The sequence below is a fragment of the Roseateles sp. genome, from assembly GCF_965262435.1.
Classification (GTDB): domain Bacteria; phylum Pseudomonadota; class Gammaproteobacteria; order Burkholderiales; family Burkholderiaceae_C; genus Paucibacter_A.
Genome location: NZ_OZ253537.1, coordinates 546,259 through 567,826, shown reverse-complemented (window position 1 = coordinate 567,826; position 21,568 = coordinate 546,259). Strand labels below are relative to the sequence as shown.

The 21,568-nt window shown below is 65.6% G+C and carries 22 protein-coding genes; 5 read left to right on the top strand and 17 right to left on the bottom strand.

What is annotated here, in order from left to right:
• The 16 genes from ACQY39_RS02560 to ACQY39_RS02485 all read right to left on the bottom strand — a co-directional run bounded on the left by ACQY39_RS02560 (position 1) and on the right by ACQY39_RS02485 (position 17,340).
• A complete protein-coding gene (locus ACQY39_RS02560; protein ID WP_428503328.1) occupies positions 1–276 on the bottom strand; it encodes a hypothetical protein in 276 nt (91 codons plus the stop codon).
• 152 nt (positions 277–428) lie between these two features.
• On the bottom strand, positions 429–704 hold the full coding sequence (locus tag ACQY39_RS02555) for a hypothetical protein (RefSeq protein WP_428503327.1): 276 nt from the start codon (positions 702–704) through the stop codon (positions 429–431).
• Between the two features lie 33 nt (positions 705–737).
• A complete protein-coding gene (locus ACQY39_RS02550; RefSeq protein WP_428503326.1) occupies positions 738–1,802 on the bottom strand; it encodes an HD domain-containing phosphohydrolase in 1,065 nt (354 codons plus the stop codon).
• Complete coding sequence (locus tag ACQY39_RS02545; RefSeq protein ID WP_428503325.1) at positions 1,799–5,014, bottom strand: PAS domain-containing protein; 3,216 nt, start codon at positions 5,012–5,014, stop codon at positions 1,799–1,801. Before ACQY39_RS02545 ends, ACQY39_RS02550 begins: the two co-directional genes overlap by 4 nt.
• Before the next feature lie 50 nt (positions 5,015–5,064).
• Positions 5,065–6,231 (bottom strand): FIST signal transduction protein, encoded by a 1,167-nt coding sequence (locus ACQY39_RS02540; protein WP_428503324.1) that lies wholly within the window; start codon positions 6,229–6,231, stop codon positions 5,065–5,067.
• A 157-nt stretch (positions 6,232–6,388) separates the two neighbouring features.
• Positions 6,389–6,907 carry a hypothetical protein gene (locus tag ACQY39_RS02535; protein WP_428503323.1) on the bottom strand — a complete coding sequence of 173 codons (519 nt, stop codon included), beginning with the start codon at positions 6,905–6,907 and terminating at the stop codon, positions 6,389–6,391.
• 12 nt (positions 6,908–6,919) lie between these two features.
• Positions 6,920–7,864 carry an agmatinase gene (speB, locus tag ACQY39_RS02530; RefSeq protein ID WP_428503322.1) on the bottom strand — a complete coding sequence of 315 codons (945 nt, stop codon included), beginning with the start codon at positions 7,862–7,864 and terminating at the stop codon, positions 6,920–6,922.
• Between the two features lie 44 nt (positions 7,865–7,908).
• Positions 7,909–8,367, bottom strand: coding sequence for a hypothetical protein (locus tag ACQY39_RS02525; protein WP_428503321.1), 459 nt, complete (start codon positions 8,365–8,367; stop codon positions 7,909–7,911).
• A 107-nt stretch (positions 8,368–8,474) separates the two neighbouring features.
• Positions 8,475–9,452, bottom strand: coding sequence for a peptide ABC transporter ATP-binding protein (locus tag ACQY39_RS02520; protein WP_428503320.1), 978 nt, complete (start codon positions 9,450–9,452; stop codon positions 8,475–8,477).
• Positions 9,442–10,473 (bottom strand): ABC transporter ATP-binding protein, encoded by a 1,032-nt coding sequence (locus tag ACQY39_RS02515; protein WP_428503319.1) that lies wholly within the window; start codon positions 10,471–10,473, stop codon positions 9,442–9,444. Before ACQY39_RS02515 ends, ACQY39_RS02520 begins: the two co-directional genes overlap by 11 nt.
• 3 nt (positions 10,474–10,476) lie before the next feature.
• On the bottom strand, positions 10,477–11,415 hold the full coding sequence (locus tag ACQY39_RS02510; RefSeq protein ID WP_428503318.1) for an ABC transporter permease subunit: 939 nt from the start codon (positions 11,413–11,415) through the stop codon (positions 10,477–10,479).
• Positions 11,416–11,667: 252 nt separating this feature from the next.
• Entirely contained in the window at positions 11,668–12,678 is a 1,011-nt protein-coding gene (locus ACQY39_RS02505) for an ABC transporter permease (RefSeq protein WP_428503317.1), read from the bottom strand.
• Positions 12,679–12,885: 207 nt separating this feature from the next.
• Complete coding sequence (locus tag ACQY39_RS02500) at positions 12,886–13,791, bottom strand: N-acetylmuramoyl-L-alanine amidase (protein ID WP_428503316.1); 906 nt, start codon at positions 13,789–13,791, stop codon at positions 12,886–12,888.
• 194 nt (positions 13,792–13,985) lie between these two features.
• Positions 13,986–14,627 carry a hypothetical protein gene (locus tag ACQY39_RS02495; protein ID WP_428503315.1) on the bottom strand — a complete coding sequence of 214 codons (642 nt, stop codon included), beginning with the start codon at positions 14,625–14,627 and terminating at the stop codon, positions 13,986–13,988.
• Positions 14,628–14,694: 67 nt separating this feature from the next.
• Complete coding sequence (locus tag ACQY39_RS02490) at positions 14,695–15,489, bottom strand: hypothetical protein (protein WP_428503314.1); 795 nt, start codon at positions 15,487–15,489, stop codon at positions 14,695–14,697.
• Between the two features lie 834 nt (positions 15,490–16,323).
• A complete protein-coding gene (locus tag ACQY39_RS02485; RefSeq protein ID WP_428503313.1) occupies positions 16,324–17,340 on the bottom strand; it encodes an IS110 family transposase in 1,017 nt (338 codons plus the stop codon).
• Between the two features lie 304 nt (positions 17,341–17,644).
• Between ACQY39_RS02485 and ACQY39_RS02480 the strand changes: the two genes are divergently transcribed.
• The 4 genes from ACQY39_RS02480 to ACQY39_RS02465 all read left to right on the top strand — a co-directional run bounded on the left by ACQY39_RS02480 (position 17,645) and on the right by ACQY39_RS02465 (position 20,288).
• A complete protein-coding gene (locus ACQY39_RS02480; RefSeq protein ID WP_428503312.1) occupies positions 17,645–17,953 on the top strand; it encodes a hypothetical protein in 309 nt (102 codons plus the stop codon).
• On the top strand, positions 17,919–18,581 hold the full coding sequence (locus ACQY39_RS02475; RefSeq protein ID WP_428503311.1) for a hypothetical protein: 663 nt from the start codon (positions 17,919–17,921) through the stop codon (positions 18,579–18,581). Before ACQY39_RS02480 ends, ACQY39_RS02475 begins: the two co-directional genes overlap by 35 nt.
• A gap of 12 nt (positions 18,582–18,593) precedes the next feature.
• On the top strand, positions 18,594–19,094 hold the full coding sequence (locus tag ACQY39_RS02470; RefSeq protein ID WP_428503310.1) for a hypothetical protein: 501 nt from the start codon (positions 18,594–18,596) through the stop codon (positions 19,092–19,094).
• A gap of 435 nt (positions 19,095–19,529) precedes the next feature.
• Entirely contained in the window at positions 19,530–20,288 is a 759-nt protein-coding gene (locus ACQY39_RS02465; RefSeq protein WP_428503309.1) for an SOS response-associated peptidase, read from the top strand.
• A gap of 28 nt (positions 20,289–20,316) precedes the next feature.
• Here ACQY39_RS02465 and ACQY39_RS02460 read toward each other — a convergent pair whose 3' ends face one another.
• Positions 20,317–20,937: an IMPACT family protein gene (locus ACQY39_RS02460; protein ID WP_428503308.1), complete on the bottom strand. Its 621-nt coding sequence runs from the start codon at positions 20,935–20,937 to the stop codon at positions 20,317–20,319.
• Positions 20,938–21,135: 198 nt separating this feature from the next.
• Here ACQY39_RS02460 and ACQY39_RS02455 point away from each other — a divergent pair, with 198 nt between their 5' ends.
• Complete coding sequence (locus ACQY39_RS02455) at positions 21,136–21,555, top strand: DUF6249 domain-containing protein (RefSeq protein ID WP_428503307.1); 420 nt, start codon at positions 21,136–21,138, stop codon at positions 21,553–21,555.
• Positions 21,556–21,568: the final 13 nt, after the last annotated feature.

Below are 21,568 nucleotides of genomic sequence, written 5' to 3'. Positions count from 1 at the left end.
TCAGCGCGAGCGCACGTCCGGCGGCGGCGCGCGCAGGGAGTCGGCGGCCTCGCGGCTGGCTTCGCCGCGTGCCTTGGCGTCGGCAATATTGTGGCAACGCGTCACGCTGAAGCGCGTGGCCGTGGGCGTCTCGGTGCCGCAGGCGTACTCGACCTTGCTGCTGCCGATCTCGGTGTAGGTGCCCGGCTTGGGCGGCTCATAGCTGCCGCAGGCGCTCATCAGCAGCACGGTGGCCAGGGTCAGGGCAGGGCAAGCGAGGTGGCGAATCGGATGCATGGCAAGAATCTCCTGAGCCAGGTGCTCGCAGCTAACGAGTCATTGCGAGGCCTGCCCGGCGGCTCATGGGATTCGATCCGGGCGGCGCGATTCTGACCGATCTGGACGACCTCCGCATGTCAGCTTCGGGAAAACTCTCTACGGGCGCCAGCTCAGCTGGGCGATCTGCGCCACAAGACCAGGGAGCCGGGCTCGAATGTCTGCGCCTCCAGCTCGTTGAAACGCAGCGAGGCCTCGCGTTCCCAGAGTGAGCGCCCGGCCAGTTGGGCCGCCACTGTGCGGCCATCGGGGCTTTGCAGCAGCAGCAGGCTGCCCAGCGGCGGCAGCTGCTGCTCGGACTCGAACTCGCCCTCCAGCGCATACCAGGTGCGGGCGGGGCGGCCTTCGATTTGGACCTGGAAACTCTCGGCGATGGTGAGGCGATACATGGGGCGGCTGTGAGGAGGCTGGCGACGTGGGGCTCAGGTGAACAAGGTGTCTTCGTCCTGGAAGCGCGCGCGGATGTCCAGCACCGCGCCCCAGTGCTCGAAGAAGACGCGCACACAGTCGGGGTCGAAATGGCTGCCCGATTGGGCCTGGATGTGGGCGGCTGCATCCCGGAGCTCCCAGGCCGGCTTGTAGGGGCGGGCCGAGGTCAGCGCGTCGAAGACATCGGCCACGGCGACGATGCGGCTGAAGATCGGAATCGCCGTGCCGGCCAGGCCGGCCGGATAGCCGCTGCCGTCGAACTTCTCGTGGTGGCCCAGGGCGATTGAGGCGCCGGCCTGCAGGATGGCGGACTTGCTGTCCTGGAGGATCTCGTAGCCATAGGCGGCGTGTTGCTTCATGAGCTCGAATTCGGCCGGGCTCAGGCGGCCAGGCTTGAGCAGGATGCTGTCGCTGATGCCGACTTTGCCGATGTCATGCAGGGGTGCGGCCTGCAGCAGCAGGTCCTGCTCGGCCTCGCTCAGGCCCAGGCCTTGGGCGATCAGGCGCGAGTAGTGGGCCATGCGCAAGATGTGGGCGCCGGTCTCGGGATCGCGGTATTCGGCCGCCTTGGCCAGGCGGATCACGGTCTCGCGCTCGCGCTCCAGGATTTCGGCCGTGGCCTTGCGCACCTCCTCGGCCAGCCAGGCGGCGCGGTCGTCCAGCTTGTGGCGCATCTCGCTCATGGCCAGCAGATTGGCGCAGCGGGCCAGGAACTCGACCCGGTCCACGGGCTTGATCAGAAAGTCAGAGGCGCCCACATTGAGCGCCCGGTAGCGCACCTGCTTCTGGTCGTTGGCGGTGATCATCAAGATGGGCACCGCCTCTTTGCCGGGCGTGGCCCGCAGGCGTTCGATGAACTGGACACCGTCGAGCTCCGGCATCATGTAGTCGACGATGATCAGGTCCGGCTCATGGGTCTGCGCCCAGGCCAGACCTTCGCTGGCCGAGCTGAAGGACTTGGCCTCGCCCGCGCCCAGCTTGGCCACCAGGGCTTCGAACAGGGCGATATTGATCTCGCTGTCGTCGACGATCAGGATGTGGCGTTGGCTGTGCGTCATAGTGGGGATTCGGGTGGGGCCAAAGCGGCCAGGGCTTGCACGACCTTGTCGACTTCCACGGCCACGGCCTGCACGCGCTCGGCCAGGCCTGCGGTGCTGCGAGTTTCGGCGCCGTTCTCGATCTGCCGGGCCAGCTCGACCGCCGGCCGGGCGCCGAACATGCCGAGTGTGCCCTTGAGCGCATGGCCGCAGTGCATCAAGGCCTCCCAGTCCTGCTCGGCCAGGGCGGTCCGCATCTTCTCCAGGTCCAGAGGCCAGCGCCGGATGAAGATGGCGCGCACGATGTGCACCACGTCCTGGTCGACCTCGGCCAGGGCCTGGGCGTAATCGAATGCGGCGGCCGCGGCGGCGCGCTCGCGCTGCGGCTCGGGAACGCTGGCGGGCGGAAGTGCGGCCGGCTTGGGGCTCTTGTTCATCACATAGCGCTGCACCAAGCGCTGGAACTCTTTCACGTCGATGGGCTTGGACAGGTAGTCGTCCATGCCGGCGGCCAGGCAGAGCTCGCGGTCGGCCGGCGTGGCGCGCGCGGTCATGGCAATCACGGGCGTGCGTTCGCCGGGGCGCTGCTGCGCTTCCAGGGTGCGGAAGCGGCGGGTGCTTTCCAGGCCGTCGAGCACCGGCATCATCATGTCCATCAGCACCAGGTCGAAGCGGCGCTGGGCCAGCTGCTCCAGGGCCAGCTGGCCGTTGTCCGCCACGCTGACGCGGTGGCCCCAGCGCTGCAGCAAGGCGCAGGCCAGCTGCTGGTTGACCGGGTGGTCCTCGACCAGCAGCACCTCCATCTGCGGCTGCTCGCCCGGCAGGGCCGTGCCGGCCAGCAGGGCGCCCAGGCTGTCCTGGATGCGCTGGGCTTCCGGCAGTTCGCCGGTGGCGGCGGGCTCGGGTGCGGTGGCGAAGGGCAGGACGAAATTGAAACTGCTGCCGCGGCCCAGTTCGCTGTCCACCCAGATGCTGCCGCCCATGGCCTCGACCAGGCGCGCTGAGATGGTCAGGCCCAGGCCGGTGCCGCCGTAGCGGCGCGTGATGCTGCTGTCTTCCTGAGAGAAGGCGTCGAAGATGGATTGCAGCTTCTCGGGCGGGATGCCGATGCCGGTGTCGCTGACGGTGAACAGCACGCTCGGCGGCTCGTCTGCCTCGGCCCCGGCCGCCAGGCTGACCCGCAGCACCACCTCGCCATGCTCGGTGAACTTGATGGCGTTGCCGATCAGGTTGATCAGCACCTGGCGCAGCCGCCCGGGGTCGCCCAGCACCTGGCGCGGCAGCTCGGGCGCCAGCGAGCAGACCAGCTCCAGGCCCTTGTCATTGGCGCGCAGGGCCAGGGTCTTGAGCGTGTCGGCCACGCTGTGGCCCAGTTCGAAGGGGATTTGTTCGATCTGCAGCTTGCCGGCCTCGATCTTGGAGAAGTCGAGGATGTCGTTGATCACCCGCAGCAGCGATTCCGCCGAGCTCTGCACGATGTTCAGGTACTCGCGCTGGTTGGCCTCCAGCGGGCCGTCCAGGGCCAGCTCGGCCATGCCGATGATGCCGTTCATGGGCGTGCGGATCTCGTGGCTCATATTGGCCAGGAAGTCGCTCTTGGCGCGGTTGGCGCTCTCCGCCCCTTCCTTGGCGCGGCGCAGCTCCTCGGACACCCGCTTGGCCTCGCTGATGTCGGCCAGATAGCCGTTCCAGAGCACGCCGCCATCGGCCGCCCGCTTGGGCTGGGCCTCGCCATGGACCCAGACGGTCTCGCCGCTGAGCTTGTGGCGCAGGCGGAAGTCCAGGGCCCAGGGGCGCAGGTCCGTGGCCGAGGCGTCGAACACGCCTTGCAGCTGCGCGGCCTCCGCCGGGTCCAGCAGGGCCAGCAGCTGGCGGGTGTCGGCCATGGCCTCCTCGGGGCAGACGCCGCAGATGCGCTCGAGCGCACGGCTGCAGAAGGGGATGGCGTAGCGTGCTGCCGGCGAGCGGTGGGCCTGGAACACGGCCACCGGGATGCTGTTGGTGATGTCGCGCAGGCGCACGCCGGCTTCCTTGAGCTGGCTGACGTCCTGCCAGATGCCGGTGTAGATGATGGAGCCGTCCTCGGCCAGCTCCGGCTCGGGCCGGATCTCGGCGCGCAGCCAGCGCTGCTGACCATCGGGCAGGATGATCTTGTAGTCCTCGCGCCATGGGGCGCGCTGAGCAGCCGCCTGCAGCACGCCCTGGATGCAGCGCTCGCGGTACTCGGGCGCAATCTGGGCCGCCGAGATGCGGCCGTCGGCCAGCAGCGCCGCCGGCTCCAGGCCGCGGACTTCCTTGAGCCGGTCGCTGACAAACGTGAAATGGGTCTGGCCGGTGCGGACATTGACGCGGCAGCGGTAGACCACGCCGGGCACGGTGTTGGTGATGTGGCGCAGCCGCGCTTCGGCGGCCTTGATGGCGGCCTCCATGGACTTGCGCTCGGTGATCTCGGTGCGGATGGCGATGAAGCGCTCCGGCAGGCCGGACGCGCCCTTCAGCGGCACGATGGTGGCCTGCACCCAGTAGAGGTGGCCGGCCTTGGCGCGGTTGCAGACATCGCCGTGCCAGACCTCGCCGCGCAAGATGGTGTCCCAGAGGTTCTCGAAGAAGCTGCGCGGGTGGTGGCCCGAGTTGATCATGCGGTGGTTGCAGCCGAGCAGCTCCGCGCGGCTGTAGCCGCTGATCTGGCAGAACTTGTCGTTGACGTAGCTGATGTTGCCGGCCAGGTCGGTGATGCTGACGATGCCATGCTGGTCGAGCGCGAACTGCTGCAGTGCCAGCTCGCCCAGGGCTTCCTGCAGCTCTTGCTGGCTGATCTCGCGCTGGTGCACCAGCTCGGACATCAGCTGCGACAGCGCTTCCAGATTGTTGTCGTCATGCAGGGGTGGCAGCGCCGTGCCGGTCGACTGCAGCAGGCCTTGCGCGGTGCTGCGCAGCGATTCGATGGCCCGGGTGCGGCTGGCCAGTTCGCTGCGCAGGCGGTCGTTGCTGCCGCTCAGCTCGACCGAGCTGAGCTCCAGGCTGCGGGTCTTGAGGTCGAGGTCGCGGTCGCTCTGCTCATAGGCCCCGTCCACCCGGTCAAAGAAGCTGCCCAGGCCGCCCAGCAGCCGCGCTGCGGCCGGCGACAGGCCCGGCTGCAAGGACAGCTGCAAGAGCTCCTGCAGCAGCTCGGGCAGTTGCTGCTCCTCGCTGCCCAGCAAGCGCTTGATCTGGCGAGCCAGTAGCTTGTGCATGTGGATGACGAAAGTCGGTCGAGCCAGCGAACGTGGGCGCGGCGCGGGCCTTAAGGCCGCTCGCCGAGGTAGGTGATGGTCATGGTCTGGTTGTGCAGCTTGCACTCCAAGTTACCGGTGAAGGGGCTGATCTCGCCGTTGGAATAGAAACCCGTCAGCACGGCCGATTGGCCGAAGACATCGGCCACGGCCTCGATCTCTTCTTCCACCCGCTCTCCCATCACCAGCTTGCGGCCGACGCAGCTGACCAGCAAGGCCAGGCCCTGGCCGCCGGCCTGGGCCACGGCGGCGGCTTGGGCCGCGGCCTGAGCGGCCGCCTCGGCGCCGTCCACCAAGGCATCAGTGTTGGCGTGCATGAGCTTGAGGTAGCCCTCGGGGTCGATGTCACCGGCCAGGGTCAGGCTGCCCACGGCCTCGTCAATGCCCAGGATGGTGCGGATCAGGCCGACCTCGCTGTGGTCGCTGCCCAGCATGGCGAAGGGGAACAGCAGGCCGGAGGCCGGCAAGTCCTTGGCGTAGTCGCCCAGGTAGCGCTTGTAGACGGCCAGGGCCGGTTCGCCGTCCAGCTCAAACAGCACATTGCCCTCGCAGCGCGTGACGCGCCGCGCCGGACCAAAGGGCGACCAGCCGCCGAAGGAGCCGTGCGAAAACAGCAGCGCCTCGCCATACAGGCCCACGCAGACCAACTGGTCATTGCGCACACCGGCGCTGTTGAGCACCCAGGTCTCGCTGAAGGCCGCAGCGTCGCCGGCCAGGCCGCCGGTGATGGGCAGGTCGGGGCCCAGCACCTCGACCATGCCGGCGATCAGGGCGCTGCCATTGACCGCCACACCTTGGCCCAGCAGCAGCACCGCGCGCAGGCCGGCCCGCGGCAGTTGTTCGGCCAGGCGGCGGCCGGCGGCTTGCGAGTCGGCCATGCCCAGCAGCTGGGTGCTGGCCTCGATGGCGCGGCTCGGCGCGCTGCCCTCGCGGGCCTCGAAATGCAGGGCGGTCAGCACGCAGCTGTGGTCGCTGACGCCGTCTTTGGAAATCTCGCCGGCCGTGGAGCAGCCCAGGAGCAGGGCGTGGGGGAAGCGGGCCGCCAGCGGTTCGGCCAGGCCTTGCAGCAAGGGGATGGCGCTGAAGGCCAGCAGCAGATCGGGTGCTTCCGGCTGCCAGTCCGCCAGGGTGGCGCTCATATCGTCGTGCTCACGCAGGGTGATTTGAGAGACCTTCATGCGGCGCGTCCTTGGTGGCGTGGGGGTGAGGCGCGATGGTTCGCGGCCACCCGAGTGGAGAGCCATTTTGCATGAGCTGGGGCAGGGGGATTCGGCACAGATGGCCGGTGTTCCTGGAAAACCAGCAATGCTGCGCACTTGTGCGCCGGCGGCGGCTTCAGCGCTTCGCGTCGGCCAGGGCGGCCCATTCCGGCCAGCTCTGCACCCGGCCCGGGCAAGCGACCGCGCCAGCCGGCCAGGGCCAGTCGCGCGCCAGCCAGGCTTGCAGCGTGCTCAGCACATCGTCTTCGCTCAAGACCTTCAGCCCGGCCTCGCTGAGCCAGAAGAACAGCTGGGCCCGGAAGCGTTCACGCCTTGCGTCATGCTCCAGCCGTGATTTGATGGGCTTCAGGTAGAGGCAGCCCAGATAGTCCTGGCCCTCGGCTGAGAACAGGGCGTAGTTGAAAGCGCGCCGTTCTTCGAACTCGGCGGCATGGCGCTGCAGATCGGCCAGGTTCTCCTCGAAGCTCAGCGTGGCGGAAGGCCAGCCGTTGTCGGGGCCGAAGACATGGCGGATGCGATCGGCGCTGCTGCGCACGGCGGCGAAATCGGCTTCGGCGTGCTGGGGCGCCAGCTTTTCAAGCCGGAAGCCCGCCAGCGCCACGCGCTCTTCGGGTGTGAAGTTGCTCAGAAGCATGGCCTCAGTGCATCAAGGAATCGAGCGTGCCAGCCGCGCGCACAGATAGGTCCAGACAAATTGGGCGGCCGCATAACTGGTCAATTCGGCGTGGTCGTAAGGCGGCGAAACTTCCACGCAATCCATGCCGACGAAGTTGAGTTGGGGCACCAGCTCTTCGAGGATGCTGAAGACCTGGTTGCTGCTCATGCCGCCGGGCTCGGGTGTGCCGGTGCCGGGGGCGAAGGCGGGGTCCAGGCAGTCGATGTCCAGGCTCAGGTAGACCGGCGGATTGCCGTGGGCGGCCATGCGCTCGCGCACCTGTTGCAGCAGCGGCGCCAGCTGGGCGGGGCTGTCCAGGCCGCGCAGGGCGCGGGCGTTGAAGATCAGGCCGCCTTGGTCGGCCACGTACTCGCGCGCTTCGCGCTGGCCGGCCGAGCGGATGCCGAACTGCACAAAGCATTCGGGCCGCACCAGGCCTTCCTGAATCGCCTCATAGACCCAGGTGCCATGGCCGCTGGGCTCGCCGAAATGGTCCACCCAGGTGTCGCAGTGCGCATCGAAATGGATCACCGCCAGCGGTTGGCCGTGCTGCGCCCGGTAGGCGCGCAGCAAAGGCAGGGTGATGCTGTGGTCGCCGCCCAGCCAGACCATGTGCTGGCGCGCGATCAGCGGGGCGATCAGCGGCATCATGGCCGCGCGCATGGCCTCCAGGCTGGTGTTGGGCAGGGCCAGATCGCCGTGGTCGTGGAGCTGGCCCTCGGGCGTGGTGTCGAACAGCGGGTGGATGCCGTCGCACAGCATCTGGCTGGCCTGGCGTATGGCCGAAGGCCCGAAGCGCGCGCCGGGCCGGTTGGTGACGCAGCCGTCCCAGGCGATGCCGGCGAGGCCGAAGGGCGTGTCGCTGTTTTCCTGCTTGGAAGGCTGCAGGCCCATGAAGGCGTTCTGGCTGAGAAAAGCAAAGTGGCTCATCGTCATCGCTCCGTTCAACAAAGCCCGGCACCGCCGCGATCAGGGAGCGATCAGGGGCAGATCCACAAGAACAGGCGGTGGCCTTGCGCGACCGCGGTCGCGGAGAACGCAGCCAAGTCCGCGACGAGAAACTCCAGCGCTTCCGCTTCCCAATGCGGGCGGCGCTCGGCCTCGGCCGTCAACCAGGCGCGGGCTAGGGCGGGGAACTGGTCTTCCGAGAGCTGGGCCAGCAAGGTGCCCAGCTCCTCGGGCAGGGCCACCAGCCAGGGGTCGCCTTGCTCGCCGGCCGGGCCCACGCGCTCAAAATCTTGCATGGCATGGCTCAGGGCCACCGGGGCGGCGTCCATGGCGCCGGGCAGGGCTTGTTGCTTGAGGATCAGGCGCAGGCTGGCCCATTGCGTGGGCTCGACGCCCGAGACCTCCAGCGTGGGCCAGATGTTGGCGTGGCCCGGGGTGTGGGGAATCACGGTCGCGTCTTCGGCGGAGGCGGCGATCAGGTCGGTCAGCATGGCTTGAGTGAGGCTTGGGTGTGGGATGCGCAAATAGTTGGCTGCGCAACAAAGGCAAATTGTCGGTGAAAGCCGAGCTTAGGGTTCTCGGCCGGGCTTACCGCGCTTCAGACCTGGTGGCAGGCCACCTGCCGCCCGTCCACCTCACGCAGCACCGGCGCCTCTTGCGCGCACCGTGCCACCGCCATCGGGCAGCGCTTGTGGAAGGCGCAGCCGCTGGGCGGGTTGAGCGGGCTGGGCAGCTCGCCCTTGAGCAGCACGCGCTCGCGCCGTTCGGCCGCGTGCAGGGCCGGCGTGGCGCTCATCAGCGCGCGGGTGTAGGGGTGCAGGGGCTGGGCAAAGATGCGGCGCTTCTCGCCCAGCTCCACGGCGCGGCCCAGGTACATCACCATCACCTCGTCGGCCACATGCTCGACCACGCTGAGGTTGTGGGAGATGAAGACATAGCTGGTACCCGACTGCTCCTGCAGGTCCATGAAGAGATTGAGGATCTGCGCCTGGATGGACACATCCAGGGCCGACACCGGCTCGTCCGCCACCACGATGCGCGGCTGCAGAATCATGGCCCGGGCGATGGCAATACGCTGGCGCTGGCCGCCGCTGAACATATGCGGGTAACGCGCCAGATGCTCGGGGCGCAGGCCCACCTGGGTGATCAGCGCTTCGATGCGCTCGCGCCGCTCGGCCTTGCTGAGCGCGGTGTTGATCAGGAGCGGTTCGCCCAGCGTGGCGGCAATGCTCTTGCGCGGGTTGAGCGAGCTGAAGGGGTTCTGGAACACCATCTGCACCTGCTGGCGCAGCGCCTTGAGGCGCGCACCGTCGGCGCCGGCCGTGGCCTCGCCGCCCAGCAGCAGGCGGCCGGCGCTGGGCGGCTCGATCAGGGTCAGCTGGCGCGCCAGGGTCGATTTGCCGCAGCCCGATTCGCCCACCACAGCCAAGGTTTGGCGCGGGCGAAGGCTGAAGCTGACGCCATCGAGCGCACGCACCGTGGCCTTGGGCTGGAACAGGCCCTGGCTGACGCGGTAGTGGCGGCTCAGGTTCTCGGCTTGCAGCAGCACCGGCTGGCTCACGTGTTCATTGCTCATGCTGCGCCTCCAATCGGGCCGCAGGCGGCAGCGGGAAGAAGCAACGGACACCCTCGCTCGTGAGCGTCGGGCTTGTGCCTGCGCTTTCAAGCTTGGGCCGTTCACTGCGGCAGCGCCCCTGCACCTGCGCGCAGCGCGGGCTCAGCAGGCAGCCGGCCGGGCGGTCCAGCGCGCCGGGCACGATGCCGGGCAGGGCTGCCAGGCGGCGGGCGCCGCGGTTGTGCTCAGGGATGGCGGCCAGCAGGGCGGCGGTGTAGGGGTGGCGCGGCGCGTCGAACAGGGCCGGCAGCGGGCCGGTTTCGACCACCTGGCCCGCGTACATCACGGCCACGCGCTGGGCCATCTCGGCCACCACGGCCAGGTCGTGGGTGATCATCAGCAAGCCCATGCCCTGCTCGCGTTGCAGGCGCAGCAGCAGCTCCATGATCTGGGCCTGGATGGTCACGTCCAGGGCGGTGGTGGGCTCGTCGGCGATCAGCAGCTTGGGGCCGCAGGCAATCGCCATCGCGATCATCACGCGCTGGTTCATGCCGCCCGAGAGCTGGTGCGGGTAGGCCTCGGCGCGGCGCGCCGCATCGGGGATCTCCACCAGCTCCAGCAGCTCCACCACCCGCTGCCTTGCGGCCGCGCCGCGCAGGCCCAGGTGCGTCTGCAGCACCTCGGCGATCTGCGCGCCCACGGTGTAGCTCGGGTCCAGGCTGGAGAGCGCGTCCTGGAACACCATGGCGATGTCGCGGCCGATCAGGCGGCGGCGTTCCCGCGCGTTCAAGCGCAGCAAGTCCTGACCCTGGAACTCCAGCCGGTCGGCGCTGACGCGGCCGGGCGCGTCCACCAGGCCCATCAAGGCCAGCATGGCCACCGATTTGCCCGAGCCCGATTCACCGACGATGCCCAGCAGCTCGCCCGGTGCCAGGCTCAGGTCCAGGCCGTCCACGGCCGGGAAGCGGCCGAACTCGACCCGCAGGTTCTCGATGCGCAGCAAGGGTGATGACGGTGGCGACAGCAATGCGTCCTCGGCCATGGCTCAGCGCGTCCGTTTCAGTTTGGGATCGAGCGCGTCGCGCAGGCCGTCGCCGATCAGGTTGATGCTCAGCACGCTGAACAGAATCGTCAGGCCCGGCAGCGTCACCACCCAGGGTGCGCGCTGCATATAGTCGCGCGCGGCGCTGAGCATGGTGCCCCACTCGGGCGTGGGTGCCTGCACGCCCAGGCCCAGAAAGCCCAGGCCCGCGGTTTCCAGGATGGCGGAGGAAAAACTCAGCGTCGCGTTGACGATCAGCGGCGCCATGCAGTTGGGCAGCACGGCGCTGAACATCAGGCGCAAGGGACCGGCGCCGGCCACGCGGCTGGCGGTGACGTAGTCTTTGTGGATCTCGGCCAGGGCGGCGGCGCGCGTCAGCCGCGTGTAGCCGGGCAGGGCGCCGATGGCGATGGCGATCACCGTGTTCACCAGGCCCGGGCCCAGCACCGTGATCACGCAGATGGCCAGCAGCAGGCCCGGCAAGGCCAGCATGATGTCCATCACCCGCATGATGGCCGGCGACAGCCACTGCTGGTGAAACGCCGCCAGCAGGCCCAGCAGCACACCCGGCAGCAGGGACAGCAGCACCGAGGCCAGGCCGATGCCCAGGGATACCCGCCCGCCATGCAGCAGGCGCGAGAGCATGTCGCGGCCCAGCTCGTCGGTGCCGAGCAGGAAGCGCGCGCTGCCGCCCTCGGCCCAGACCGGCGGCTGCAGCATGTGCTCGCGGTACTGCTCGATCGGGCTGTGCGGCGCCACCCAGGGCGCGAACAGCGCGGCCAGGGCGATCAGCGCGAACACGGCCAGCGCCGCCAGGGCGCCGCGGTTGGCGGCAAAGCCTTGCCAGAACTCGCGCAGCGGGCCGGGCGGCTGTTGTGAAAGCAGCTGCTCTTCTTCGTGCGCGCTGGGGGTCAGCGGCGTCGGTGTCGAAGGGGTCGTCATGCCTAGCCCGGATGTTTCACGAGGGACGCGGGAATTGCGGGCGCCCAGGCCGCCGCCAATGGCGCCGAGACGGCCGCAGCCGATGCCCGGTGGCATCGGCGAGGAGTTGAGGCGTCAGGGGCAAGGGATGGGCCCCGCAAGCCCGCGTAGGCCCTTGTGTCCCCGTTGGATGCCGTGCTGAGCGCACAAATCTCAACAAGCATTGATCTTGTAGGGCAGACAGGGCCGACCTCGTGAAACATCCGGGCTACCTCACCGTTCATTGCGAATGCGCGGGTTGACCACGCCGTACAACACATCCACCAGCAGGTTCACGCCGATGAAGGTCAGGGCCGAGATCAGGATGCCGGCCTGCACCACCGGGTAGTCGCGCCGGGCGATCGAGTCGATCAGCCATTTGCCGATGCCGGGCCAGGAGAAGATGGTTTCGGTCAGCACCGCGCCGGCCAGCAGGCTGCCGGTCTGCATGCCGATCACCGTCAGCACCGGGATCAGCGCGTTGCGCAGGCCGTGGCGCAGCACCACGCGCGCCGGGCTGAGGCCCTTGGCGCGGGCGGCGCGGATGTAGTCCTCGCGCAGCACCTCCAGCATGCTGGAGCGCGTCATGCGCGCCACCGCCGCCATGGTGCTGGTGCCCAGCACGGTGGCCGGCAGCAGCAGGTGCAGGCAGGCCGAGCGGAAGGCCCCCTCCTCGCCCGAGAGCCAGCTGTCGATCAGCAAAAAGCCGCTGCGCACGGGCACGTCGTACTCGATGCCGATGCGGCCCGACACCGGCGTCCAACCCAGCTGCACCGAGAAGAACATGATCAGGATCAGCCCCCACCAGAACACCGGCATCGAGTAGCCCACCGTGGCCACGCCCATCACGCCCTGGTCCAGCAGCGAGCCGCGCTTGAGCCCGGCCGTCACACCCAGCAGCAGGCCCAGGCTCACGGCCAGCAGCAGGGCCGCCAGGGCCAGCTCCACCGTGGCCGGGAACAGGGCCGCAAACTCCTTGGCCACCGGCTCGCGGCTGACCAGGCTCTGGCCCAGGTCACCGCGCGCCAGCTGCGCCAGGTACTGGCCGTACTGCACATGCAGGGGCTGGTCCAGGCCCATGCGCGCCATCAGCTCCGCGTGGGTGGCGGCGTCCAGGCGGCGCTCGCCCATCATGATCTCGATGGGGTCGCCCGGCACCAGCCGGATCAGGCCAAAGGCCACCAGGGTGATGCCCAGCAGCGTGGGCAGCAGGGTGGCAAGTCGCTTGAGCAGAAAGGTCAGCACGAGGGGGCGGGGCGAATCAAGAGGATGAAGCAAGCGACCGAGGCCATGGGCTCGGCCAAGAAAAAAGCAGGTCGCGGAGGCCGCAGAGTAGCGCAGAGGCCGCAGCGTAGAGCAGGTTCATCAAGGCTTGGCCCCTTGACGAAGGCCTCTGCCTTGCTCGGCTGTTGGCTCTGCGTTCGTATTCAGCTTGGCTTTCTCCAGAGGCACTCAGAAGCGCGAGCTCAGCGGCTTGGTCGGCTCGTTCGCCGGCGCCGCCATGGACTTGGCCAGCAGCATACCGCCCGGGCTGGTGGCCACATCGAGCAGGGCGGCGGTTTCGGCATCCATCGCGCCGCTCCAGTCGCGCGGGCGGTACTTGCTCTGGAAGGTGGCAATCGTCGCCTTGGTCAGATCGTCCTCGATGCCGCTGCGCGAGGTGCTGTAGCCCACGCGGGTCAGCTTGTCCTGGAACCAGGCCGCGTCCGGCGGCAGGGCGGCGTAGAGCGGAATCTTGGCTGCCACCTGCACCGCATCGGGCCAGGGGATCAGGCCGGCATCGGCCAGCTGCTTCCAGGGGAAGCTCGGGCCTGGGTCCTGCTTGCGGCCGGGTGCGATGTCCGAGTGGCCGATGATGCGCTCGGGCCGCACGTTGTGGCGCTTGGCGATGTCGCGCACCAGGGCAATGATCTCGTCCACCTGCGCCTGCGGGTAGGGCGGGTAGACGCGGCCCAGCTCCGTGTCCTTGTAGCCCGGGTTGACGATCTCGATGCCGATGGACGCCGAATTCAGATTGCTGTGCCCCGCCCAGAAGCTCGCCCCCGCATGCCAGGCCCTCCGGTTCTCATCCACCAGCTGGTAAATCGCCGCCGGCTCGTCCCGCACCAGGTAATGCGCGCTCACCTGCCCGCCCGTGGCCAGCACCTTCAGCGATTTTTCCCAATCCAGCGCCGTGTAATGCAAGACGATGAACAGCGCCCGGCTGTCTTGCGCCACGGAGGTATACGTCCGGTCGATCTTGGGGCCGGCGGGTTCCGATGGGGTGCTGGGGGTGGTCGTCGCGCAGGCGCTGAGGAGCAGGGCGAGGGCGGCGGTGGATAGGGCGGAGAGCGGGCGGGAGAGGCGACGGGTGGGCATGGCGCAGGGGAGCGTTCGGTCGAAGGGTCGGAGCGAGGGCATTGTTGCCGATTCGGCGACGTGACCCAGTTTGCGAGCCTGGCGCAGAGCCAGTTTCGGCATCTTCTGACCTGAACACGCTCCTTGGGCTCTCAAGCCCTGTCCAAACCAAGTTGCCGCCAGCGCCCGAGCGCCGTGCGGTGGTGCCCGGCTACTTACTTTTCAGACTGCTTCAGAGTCAGATCCAAGGTGTAGAGCCATTGATCCACGGGCGCGGCGACGGAGGTATCGCCTTTGGCCTTCAGCACCGAGAAGTCGCGTTCCAAGGTGTTGAGTTTCTGAACGTTGGCAGACAGTGGCAAACCAAAGCCGCTTCGTGGGCCCGAAGGTGAAATCTGAAGATTGCCAATATAGGTGGACTTGCCCGATGTGATCTGGAACTTTGCTTCGGGAATGCGGCTGAGGTACATCACGCTGCCGCCAGAAATGCCGTAAGGCGCAAAGGCAATCGCATGGGTCAGCTTGTATTCACCCGGGGGCAGTGAGATGGCAAAGACCTGCCCCTGCTCTTTGTCCGTGTTGAAGTCTTCGCGAGTGTCCAAACCAGGAATCCCGGTGGCTGTGAAGCGAAGCTGGCCGCCTTTCTGTGCGCTGTCTGCACCGACGAGCATGTAGCCGACTGAGTACTGGGTGAATGGGCTTGGCTTGGCGCGCGAAATCGACCCAACCAGCCAGCCCTCTGTGCCGCGAGTGATGTTGAGTCCTGACGGCGGGACCGAGTCGGCACCGAGGCCCGCGCAACCCGTGAAAAGCGTGAGGCCGGCCAGCAGAAGGCTCGTGGTGAAAGTTCTGCGCATGGTGTTTTACTTGTCGTCGATTTTTGAGGGGGGGAGGGTGTTCAGGAGCGGTGTCTAGCCAGCGTACTTAACGCAAGGGGATTTCAGCACTGCGGGCTTGTTGAAGCTTGGTTCTGGACCGCTGGCTGACCGGTGCCCCGGTGCTGCGATCCTCCACCCAGACTTCCAGGTCTTCGTTCACGACAGCGCCTGTGACGATGTAATCCCCATCTGGATTGAGTGTGGCTGTGATGGGCAGGTTATGGGTCCACGGGCCACCACCACCAAACCCGCGATTCACGCGTGCTTGAACCACGATCACCTGCTCACCGGCCGGGACGCTCAAGATGGCCGCGGTGAGCCCCCCACTCATGTCACGCAGCGGGTTGTGGTCCACGTCCACGGTATCCAGAAACAAGGGCATGAACGATTCCCAGTGGGTCAGGCCATCGCGACGGCTGAAGCCGGAGAGTTTCGCCGGGCGCTTCATGTCGAGGGCTGTTCCGAAGGGAGTGGGTATCGGGTTGGCCTCGGCAGAGACTGTGTAGGCATGAGCGCCGTTGACCGCAGATGCCTTTGAAAATGCCACCAGCGCGACCATGTGCCAGCCGTCGACCGTGGATGGTTGAATCGCTCGCTCGATTTCGAAAGCTTGAAAACCTTCAGCGCGAGCAGTCTTCTGTGCCTGTCGGCTGATGAAGCCTTTCAGCGTGGCGGGGTGGGTGTAGCCATTGATCGAAGCGAACACTTGGTAGCGGCCCTCTCCGAGTTTGGTGGCTTCGGTGCCACCCAGCAAAGGGGCACCATCGGGTGGCGTTGCGCAAGCCGTGAGGATCAGGGCAATGAGGAGCAGACAGGCGCTTCTGGCGCGGGTGGCGAACATGTTTCTGCGGTGTGAGAGGTTGATCAACAAGCCGATCGTTGACCTTGGTGCCGCGGCACATTCGGCCAAGTCGATCAGGGTGGGTTCGTGCAGATTGCTTCAAGGGCCAACGCGGCATGGATGGCCCATGCACAAAGGCGCCGCATTATCAGCTGGCGATGTGCGACTTTGATGTCTTGTCCCCCTCCACGTGAGCCAGGGTTAGTCCTGCTCTGAATTTCGCCGATCGGGCCGGCAAAAGGAGGCCGCGAGGGACAAGGTCACCGTGAGGGTCTGTCACCGAGAGGGGCACAGACCGAGAGGGTCACACAGACCGAGAGAGACCGAGAGGGTCAGGCCTTAAATTTGAAGTCCCAGGAGAGACCGAGAGGGTCACCCATTAGCCGCCCCCGTCAAGTAGCAAACACACGCCCCTGCACCGCAAGAGCGCACTTGTTCTCCTCCTCACTCAAGACTGAGTTCCCTGCTCGTCGAACTCACCGCGCACTTGGTTCTCAATGCATGGTTGCGCCGCAGCGCACCAGTCACCCATCAGGATCAAGGCGGTTCGTGTTGGTAGACACGCGCGCCCCTGGCAGCTTTGGCTGCCCCAGAAAACCCTCTGTGCCGCGCCGTGTCCAATCATCGCGGGCATTGGGCCCTGCACAGGTCTTGTGGCTGCGCCGCCGTGCCTCACGGTCTTGGCGCTCCAACCCCATTTGGCTCACGGCACGGGCGCTGCGAACTCTTCGATCTTGGGCGGGATCGACGCGGGCTTGCATTCAGGCCTGATGGTTCTGCCAACCCTTTGGCTGCTTGACCCGTGTCGTCCCTTCACTCGTCACATCTCATCGGTCAGCCGAAGGCACGCGTCACGTCGAACGCGGCCCCGGTCTTCATCACATGAAAGCAAGCCCGGGCCAGCTTGTGCGCCACGGCTTTGATGGCCACCACTTGCAGGCTCTTGGCGCATTTCCTCTGGAACCAGCGCCGTATCGTTTCGTCGTAGCGCACGGCAAAGTGCGCCGCCTCGATGAAGGCCCAGGCCAGGTGCTTGTTGCCGCACTTGGCGTTGCCGCTGCCCTTCTTCTTGCCATTGGACTCGCGCCGGCTGTCCACCGTGCGGGCGTAGGACGCAAAGTGGCCCGCGTCGGCGAAGCGGGCCATGTCGCCGCTCTCCAGCGCGATGGTCAAGGCCAGCGTCCGACCGATGCCTGGCACGGTATGCAGCGCTTGGTACTCGGCTCGCTCGCGCGCTTGGCTAAGAATCGCGCTCTCCAGACGCTTGACCTGATCGTCCAGGCATTCCATGACGGCACGGTTGGTGATGAGCGCCAAGCGTTGAGAGGGCAGCATCGGCATGGTGGCAATGCCCTCGTCCGTCCAGCGCTTGATCTCGTTGCCACTGGCGTTGGTGCCCAGGTTGCGAGCCACCAGGTTTTGCATGCTCAGGATCTGGCTGGTGCGCTGACGCACGAGTTGGCTGCATTTGCGCAGCAGGTCCCGCAAGGCGCGTTCATGGCGCGGGTAGATGTAGCCGGTGGGCAAGATGCCCAGGCGCAGCAGGTGCGCCAGATGGCGCGCATCGTCGAAGTCACCGCTGTGCTTGAGGCCGTCGTACTGCTTGACGGCACAGGTGTTGACCAGGTGAACGGTGAAGCCGGCGTCCTGAAGGCCATCGACGAGCCAGTACCAGTTGAACGTGGACTCAACGGCGACGCCCTCGATCGAGCCGGGGCAACTCCGAAGCGATTGCTCGATCTTGGCAAGGTCATTGGGAAGCCGCTTGCTGAAGACAATCCGATCCGTCTCGTCCAGCACGCACAGCACACTGTTGTTGCTGTGAAGGTCAATCGCTGCGTACAGTGTCATGTCGGTCTCCTTCGCGGGCTCGCCCGCTTGATCTGGAAACCAAACGGTAGGCCCGTGAATGGGGATCGGCAATTCGGGCTAGATGATTCTTCAGGCCTTAAATTTGAAGTCCCAGTAGGCTTTGCCGGAGGCGAAAGTGCAGGGCCTTTTGTATTGCAGGAGCTACTCGATACGAGGACTTGAAACTTAAGGCCTGACCCTCGGGCCATTGGCATTGTTTGCCAATCTGCGGCGAGGCAAGCTGCTGACTCGGCTGAACTACCGTGGTCAGACCAGGGTCCGGATGCAACGGAGCCTGTGCTACATGATGCACAAAATCGAAAAACATCGAAAGCGCGAGTCGGGAAAACCGGGGTTCAGTAACGCGGCCAACAAGCGGCACAATCCGAAATGGATGTTCGAAAATGTCGGCCGACTGATCCAAATTTACCCGCAGATCCAGAAACTAAAAAACGCGATCATTCATCCGCACCATGTGCTGGTGGGTGCGTTGTGGGTTTCGGGTTGTTGGGCAGCCTCGTCAGCCATCTCAATTAAAAGTTCCCGCCCCAGGGTGCCCACACAAACGGAGGTTTCGCATGATCGAAGTGAAAGAGCAGTGTCAACAGATTGATGTAGTGCTAAGTCAAGGTAAAGGGTCTCTAGGTAATCTCTGCATGGCCTACATGGAAATAATTTGCAAAGGCCAAGAGGTAAATCAATCTCGCGTACTCAGATATCTGGCTGAAAATTTTGATCCCGCTGAATCGAGCGAGCAGCTTGAGATTGAGGCGATTATCTCTTCTAATGAGGAAAAAACTCTAGAAGCTCGATACGAGCGTATAGTGATAGAGCTTCTGACATCTTTGGTTCAGCAAAACCTTCCAGAGGATGCATTTTATGACGAGCTCTGGATATGTATCAACAATCCTCTGTTTAGGGATTCGAGGGGGCGAGCAATTGCACTAAAGACCGTACTCGAAGATAAGAGAATTCCGTACTTTTCTATCCCTGATGAGCGATTTCGAATGTCAGATGATCAGTTTCGAAAAACTAGAAAAGGAATGTACAAGCGACAGGCGAAGATCCGTTACCTGTTGAGCTTCAAGTTTTCTCAGAAGACAGAGCAGGCGGACTTGCTACTACGTGAACTCGATGCTGTGCAAGGAGATGAGCGAGTTGTATTGATGGCACTTCTCTTGAAGGAATTGGAGAAGACCGCGCTGAATATCGATCTTTTGTCGAAACTTGTGGGCCGATGACTCGAGATAGCCATGGCCAATGATCTGTCAAAGTTCTTGGCAAAGGTCGAGACCCTTGCTAAATCGAAGTATGCAGGCAGTGGGCAATTGTCTGAGTTGCGTACACCATCAACCCAACAGGAAATCCTTGATGCGATCGCCGCTTTAATCAAGCAGAATAGAAGTTCAAATACTTATACCTATATCTCAGGAAGCACAATCATGGGTGATACCTTTAAGGATATTTCCGGCGGAACTATAATAAATAGATCTATAGTCACAAGTTCGTTGAATACTGTTCGTCAAGAGAAAAGCGAAGATTTGGCAGTCGCACTCGAGGATCTCGGGAAACTGATTGCAGGTGAAGGCAAGCCGGAACTGACTGATCTCTACGAAGCATTCGTTGAAGAGGCAAGCAAGCCAGAACCGAAGGTTGGTATGCTGAGAATAGTTTGGAACGGCATAAAGCAAGCGCTGCCTGCAATCGCTGCTGGTAGCACTATTGCAGTTGCAATCCAGAAATTCTTGGGCTAGTTGCCAAGACTCAGGAGAGTATTCACCCGTTTGACGAAGAGTTCCGGGCGTTTGATTGATCATTCTTTGAGCGCTTGGATCGGCGTCAAGTGATGGGATGACATTAGGGGCAAGGGCCACACGAGGGTCACCCATTTGCCGCCCCCCTCAAGAGGAGTCGCGAGGCTCAGACCGTAAATTTGAAGTCCCTGGCTGTTTTGCCCGCTGTGCCGTTAGGTAACCGGCTGGCGCGTCGAATCGGATGACACCGCCAAACGCATCTCCGGCTGGGAGGGTCAAGGGCAGGGAGGGTCAGACCTTAAGTTTGAAGTCCCAGGAGGCTTTGCCGGAGGCTAAATAGCGGGCCGCGAGCGTCAGGCCTTAAATTTGAAGTCCCATGCCGTTTGGTCTGGAGTTCCCGCGCTGGCGCTTCCTCCTCGCTACAGTCGCCCCGCCATGTGCAATCTCTACAACGTCAGCCCCAAGGAAGAGGTCGAGCGGCATTTCCGGGTGGTGGTGAAAGTCGGTGGGGCGGGCGAAGAGGCCTACCCGCAGGCGCCGGTGGGTCCCTTCGGGCGCGGCCTGTTCATCCGGGCTGACAGTACCGCCGCTGAAGGCGATGAACCGGGCCGCGAGACCGTGATCGGCCAATGGGGCATGGTGCCGCCGCGTTCCAAGCAGCCGCGGCCGGCGGGGCGGGCGATTCTGACGAACAACGCGCGGATCGAATCGGTGGCCGAGCGGCCCACCTACCGCGATGCCTGGCGCAGCGGCCGGCGCTGTTTGATCCCGGCGCAGAGCTACCAGGAGCCCAACTGGGAGACCGGCCGCAACATCTGGTGGCCGCTGCGCCGCGCCGATGGCCTGCCCTGGGCGCTGGCCGGCATCTGGTCCGAGTGGCAGCACCCCGAGACGGGCGAGTTGATCCCCAACTACTCTATGCTGACGCTTAATTGCGACGCACACCCGCTGCTCAATCGACTGCATAAGCCCGACCCGGCCCAGCCGCCCGATGCGCAGGACAAACGCGCCGTGATGACCATCCGGCCCGAGGACTGGCAGGCCTGGTTGCGCGGCTCGGTCAGCGAGGCGCAGGCCTTGCTTGCGGCCGAGCGCCTGCCGGCGCCAGAGGAGTTTGACTTGGGCCCGGCCGAGCACACCGATGCCTTGCTCTCCCGGCTGCGCGCAGGCCCGCCGCAGGGCAGCCTGTTCTGACGAGTTGAGCGCCTGACTGCGGTGAGGCTCAAGCCTCGTCCGACCCCTCATCCTTGAGCCAGCCAATGCGCCCCTGGCCCGACTCCTGCAGCCGCGCCAGCAGGGGCGCCACGGCAGGCAGAGGCAAAGCAAAGCGGAACTCGACCTGGCTGCCATGCTGCACGCCGAGCAGCTCGGCGCCGGCGCCTTCGATCTCGCGGCGCAGCAGGCCTTCGAAGGCATAGGGCACCGTGCAGCGCAGGGTGTGCAGGGCGACGCGCGGCACTTTCTCGGCCTGCAGCAGGGCCTGGGCCACGCTGTCGGTGTAGGCGCGCACCAGGCCGCCGGCGCCGAGCTTGGTGCCGCCCCAGTAGCGCACCACGGTGGCCAGCACGCCCTCCAGTTCCTGGTGGCGCATCACCTCCAGCATGGGCCGCCCGGCCGTGCCGCTGGGTTCGCCATCGTCCACCGCCGCCGACTGGCCGCCGGCCAGCAGGGCCCAGCACACGTGAACAGCCGTGGGGTGCTGCTCCCGCAGCTCCTGCACCCGCGCCAGCGCCGCCTCGCGCCCGCTGCAGGGCTCGACGCAGCCGATGAAGCGGCTCTTCTTGATGATCAGCTCGCTGTGGACGGCCTGGGCGATGGAGAAGCTCGAAGGCGATGAAGACATGGGCGCTATTCTCGCGGCAGGGCTGGCGGGGCTTGCCGCCGGGCCGGGCCGGTGCTGAAGGCAAGAGAGCCCGCTCCAAAAAAACTTTGCGTGGCTTGAATCCAAACGCCACCGCCCACGCATCCAAGCCTGCGTCCCGATCAGTTTTTTCTGTGACTTGATCGGCCCGCCATTCACCACGTTTCAGGAGCCGCGCCCATGGACTTCATCGATCTGCGTCACGTCCTTCCCTTCCTGGTGCCCATCGTGGCGCTGATGATTCCCATCGTGGCCATCATCATGGGCATCCAGGCCAAGATGCGGCGTGAGCAGCTGCTGCACGAAACCCTGCGCCAACTGGCCGACAAGGGCCAGCCGCTGCCGCCGGAACTCTTGAATCAGCTCACCGGCGACGGCCAGGCGCGCATCGATGCCCAGCGGCGGCGCACGAACGCCGGCCTGCAAGCAGGCGCGATCAATGTGGCCGCAGGCCTGGGCTTGGCCGTGATGTTCTATCTGATGAACCCGGGCAGCTGGCTCTGGGCCATCGGTTGCCTGCCGGGCTTCATCGGCATCGCTTTGTTGATCGTGTGGCGGGTGGAGACGCGCGGCCAGAAGGACCCTCAGGCGAACGCCTGAGATCAGGCTCCGC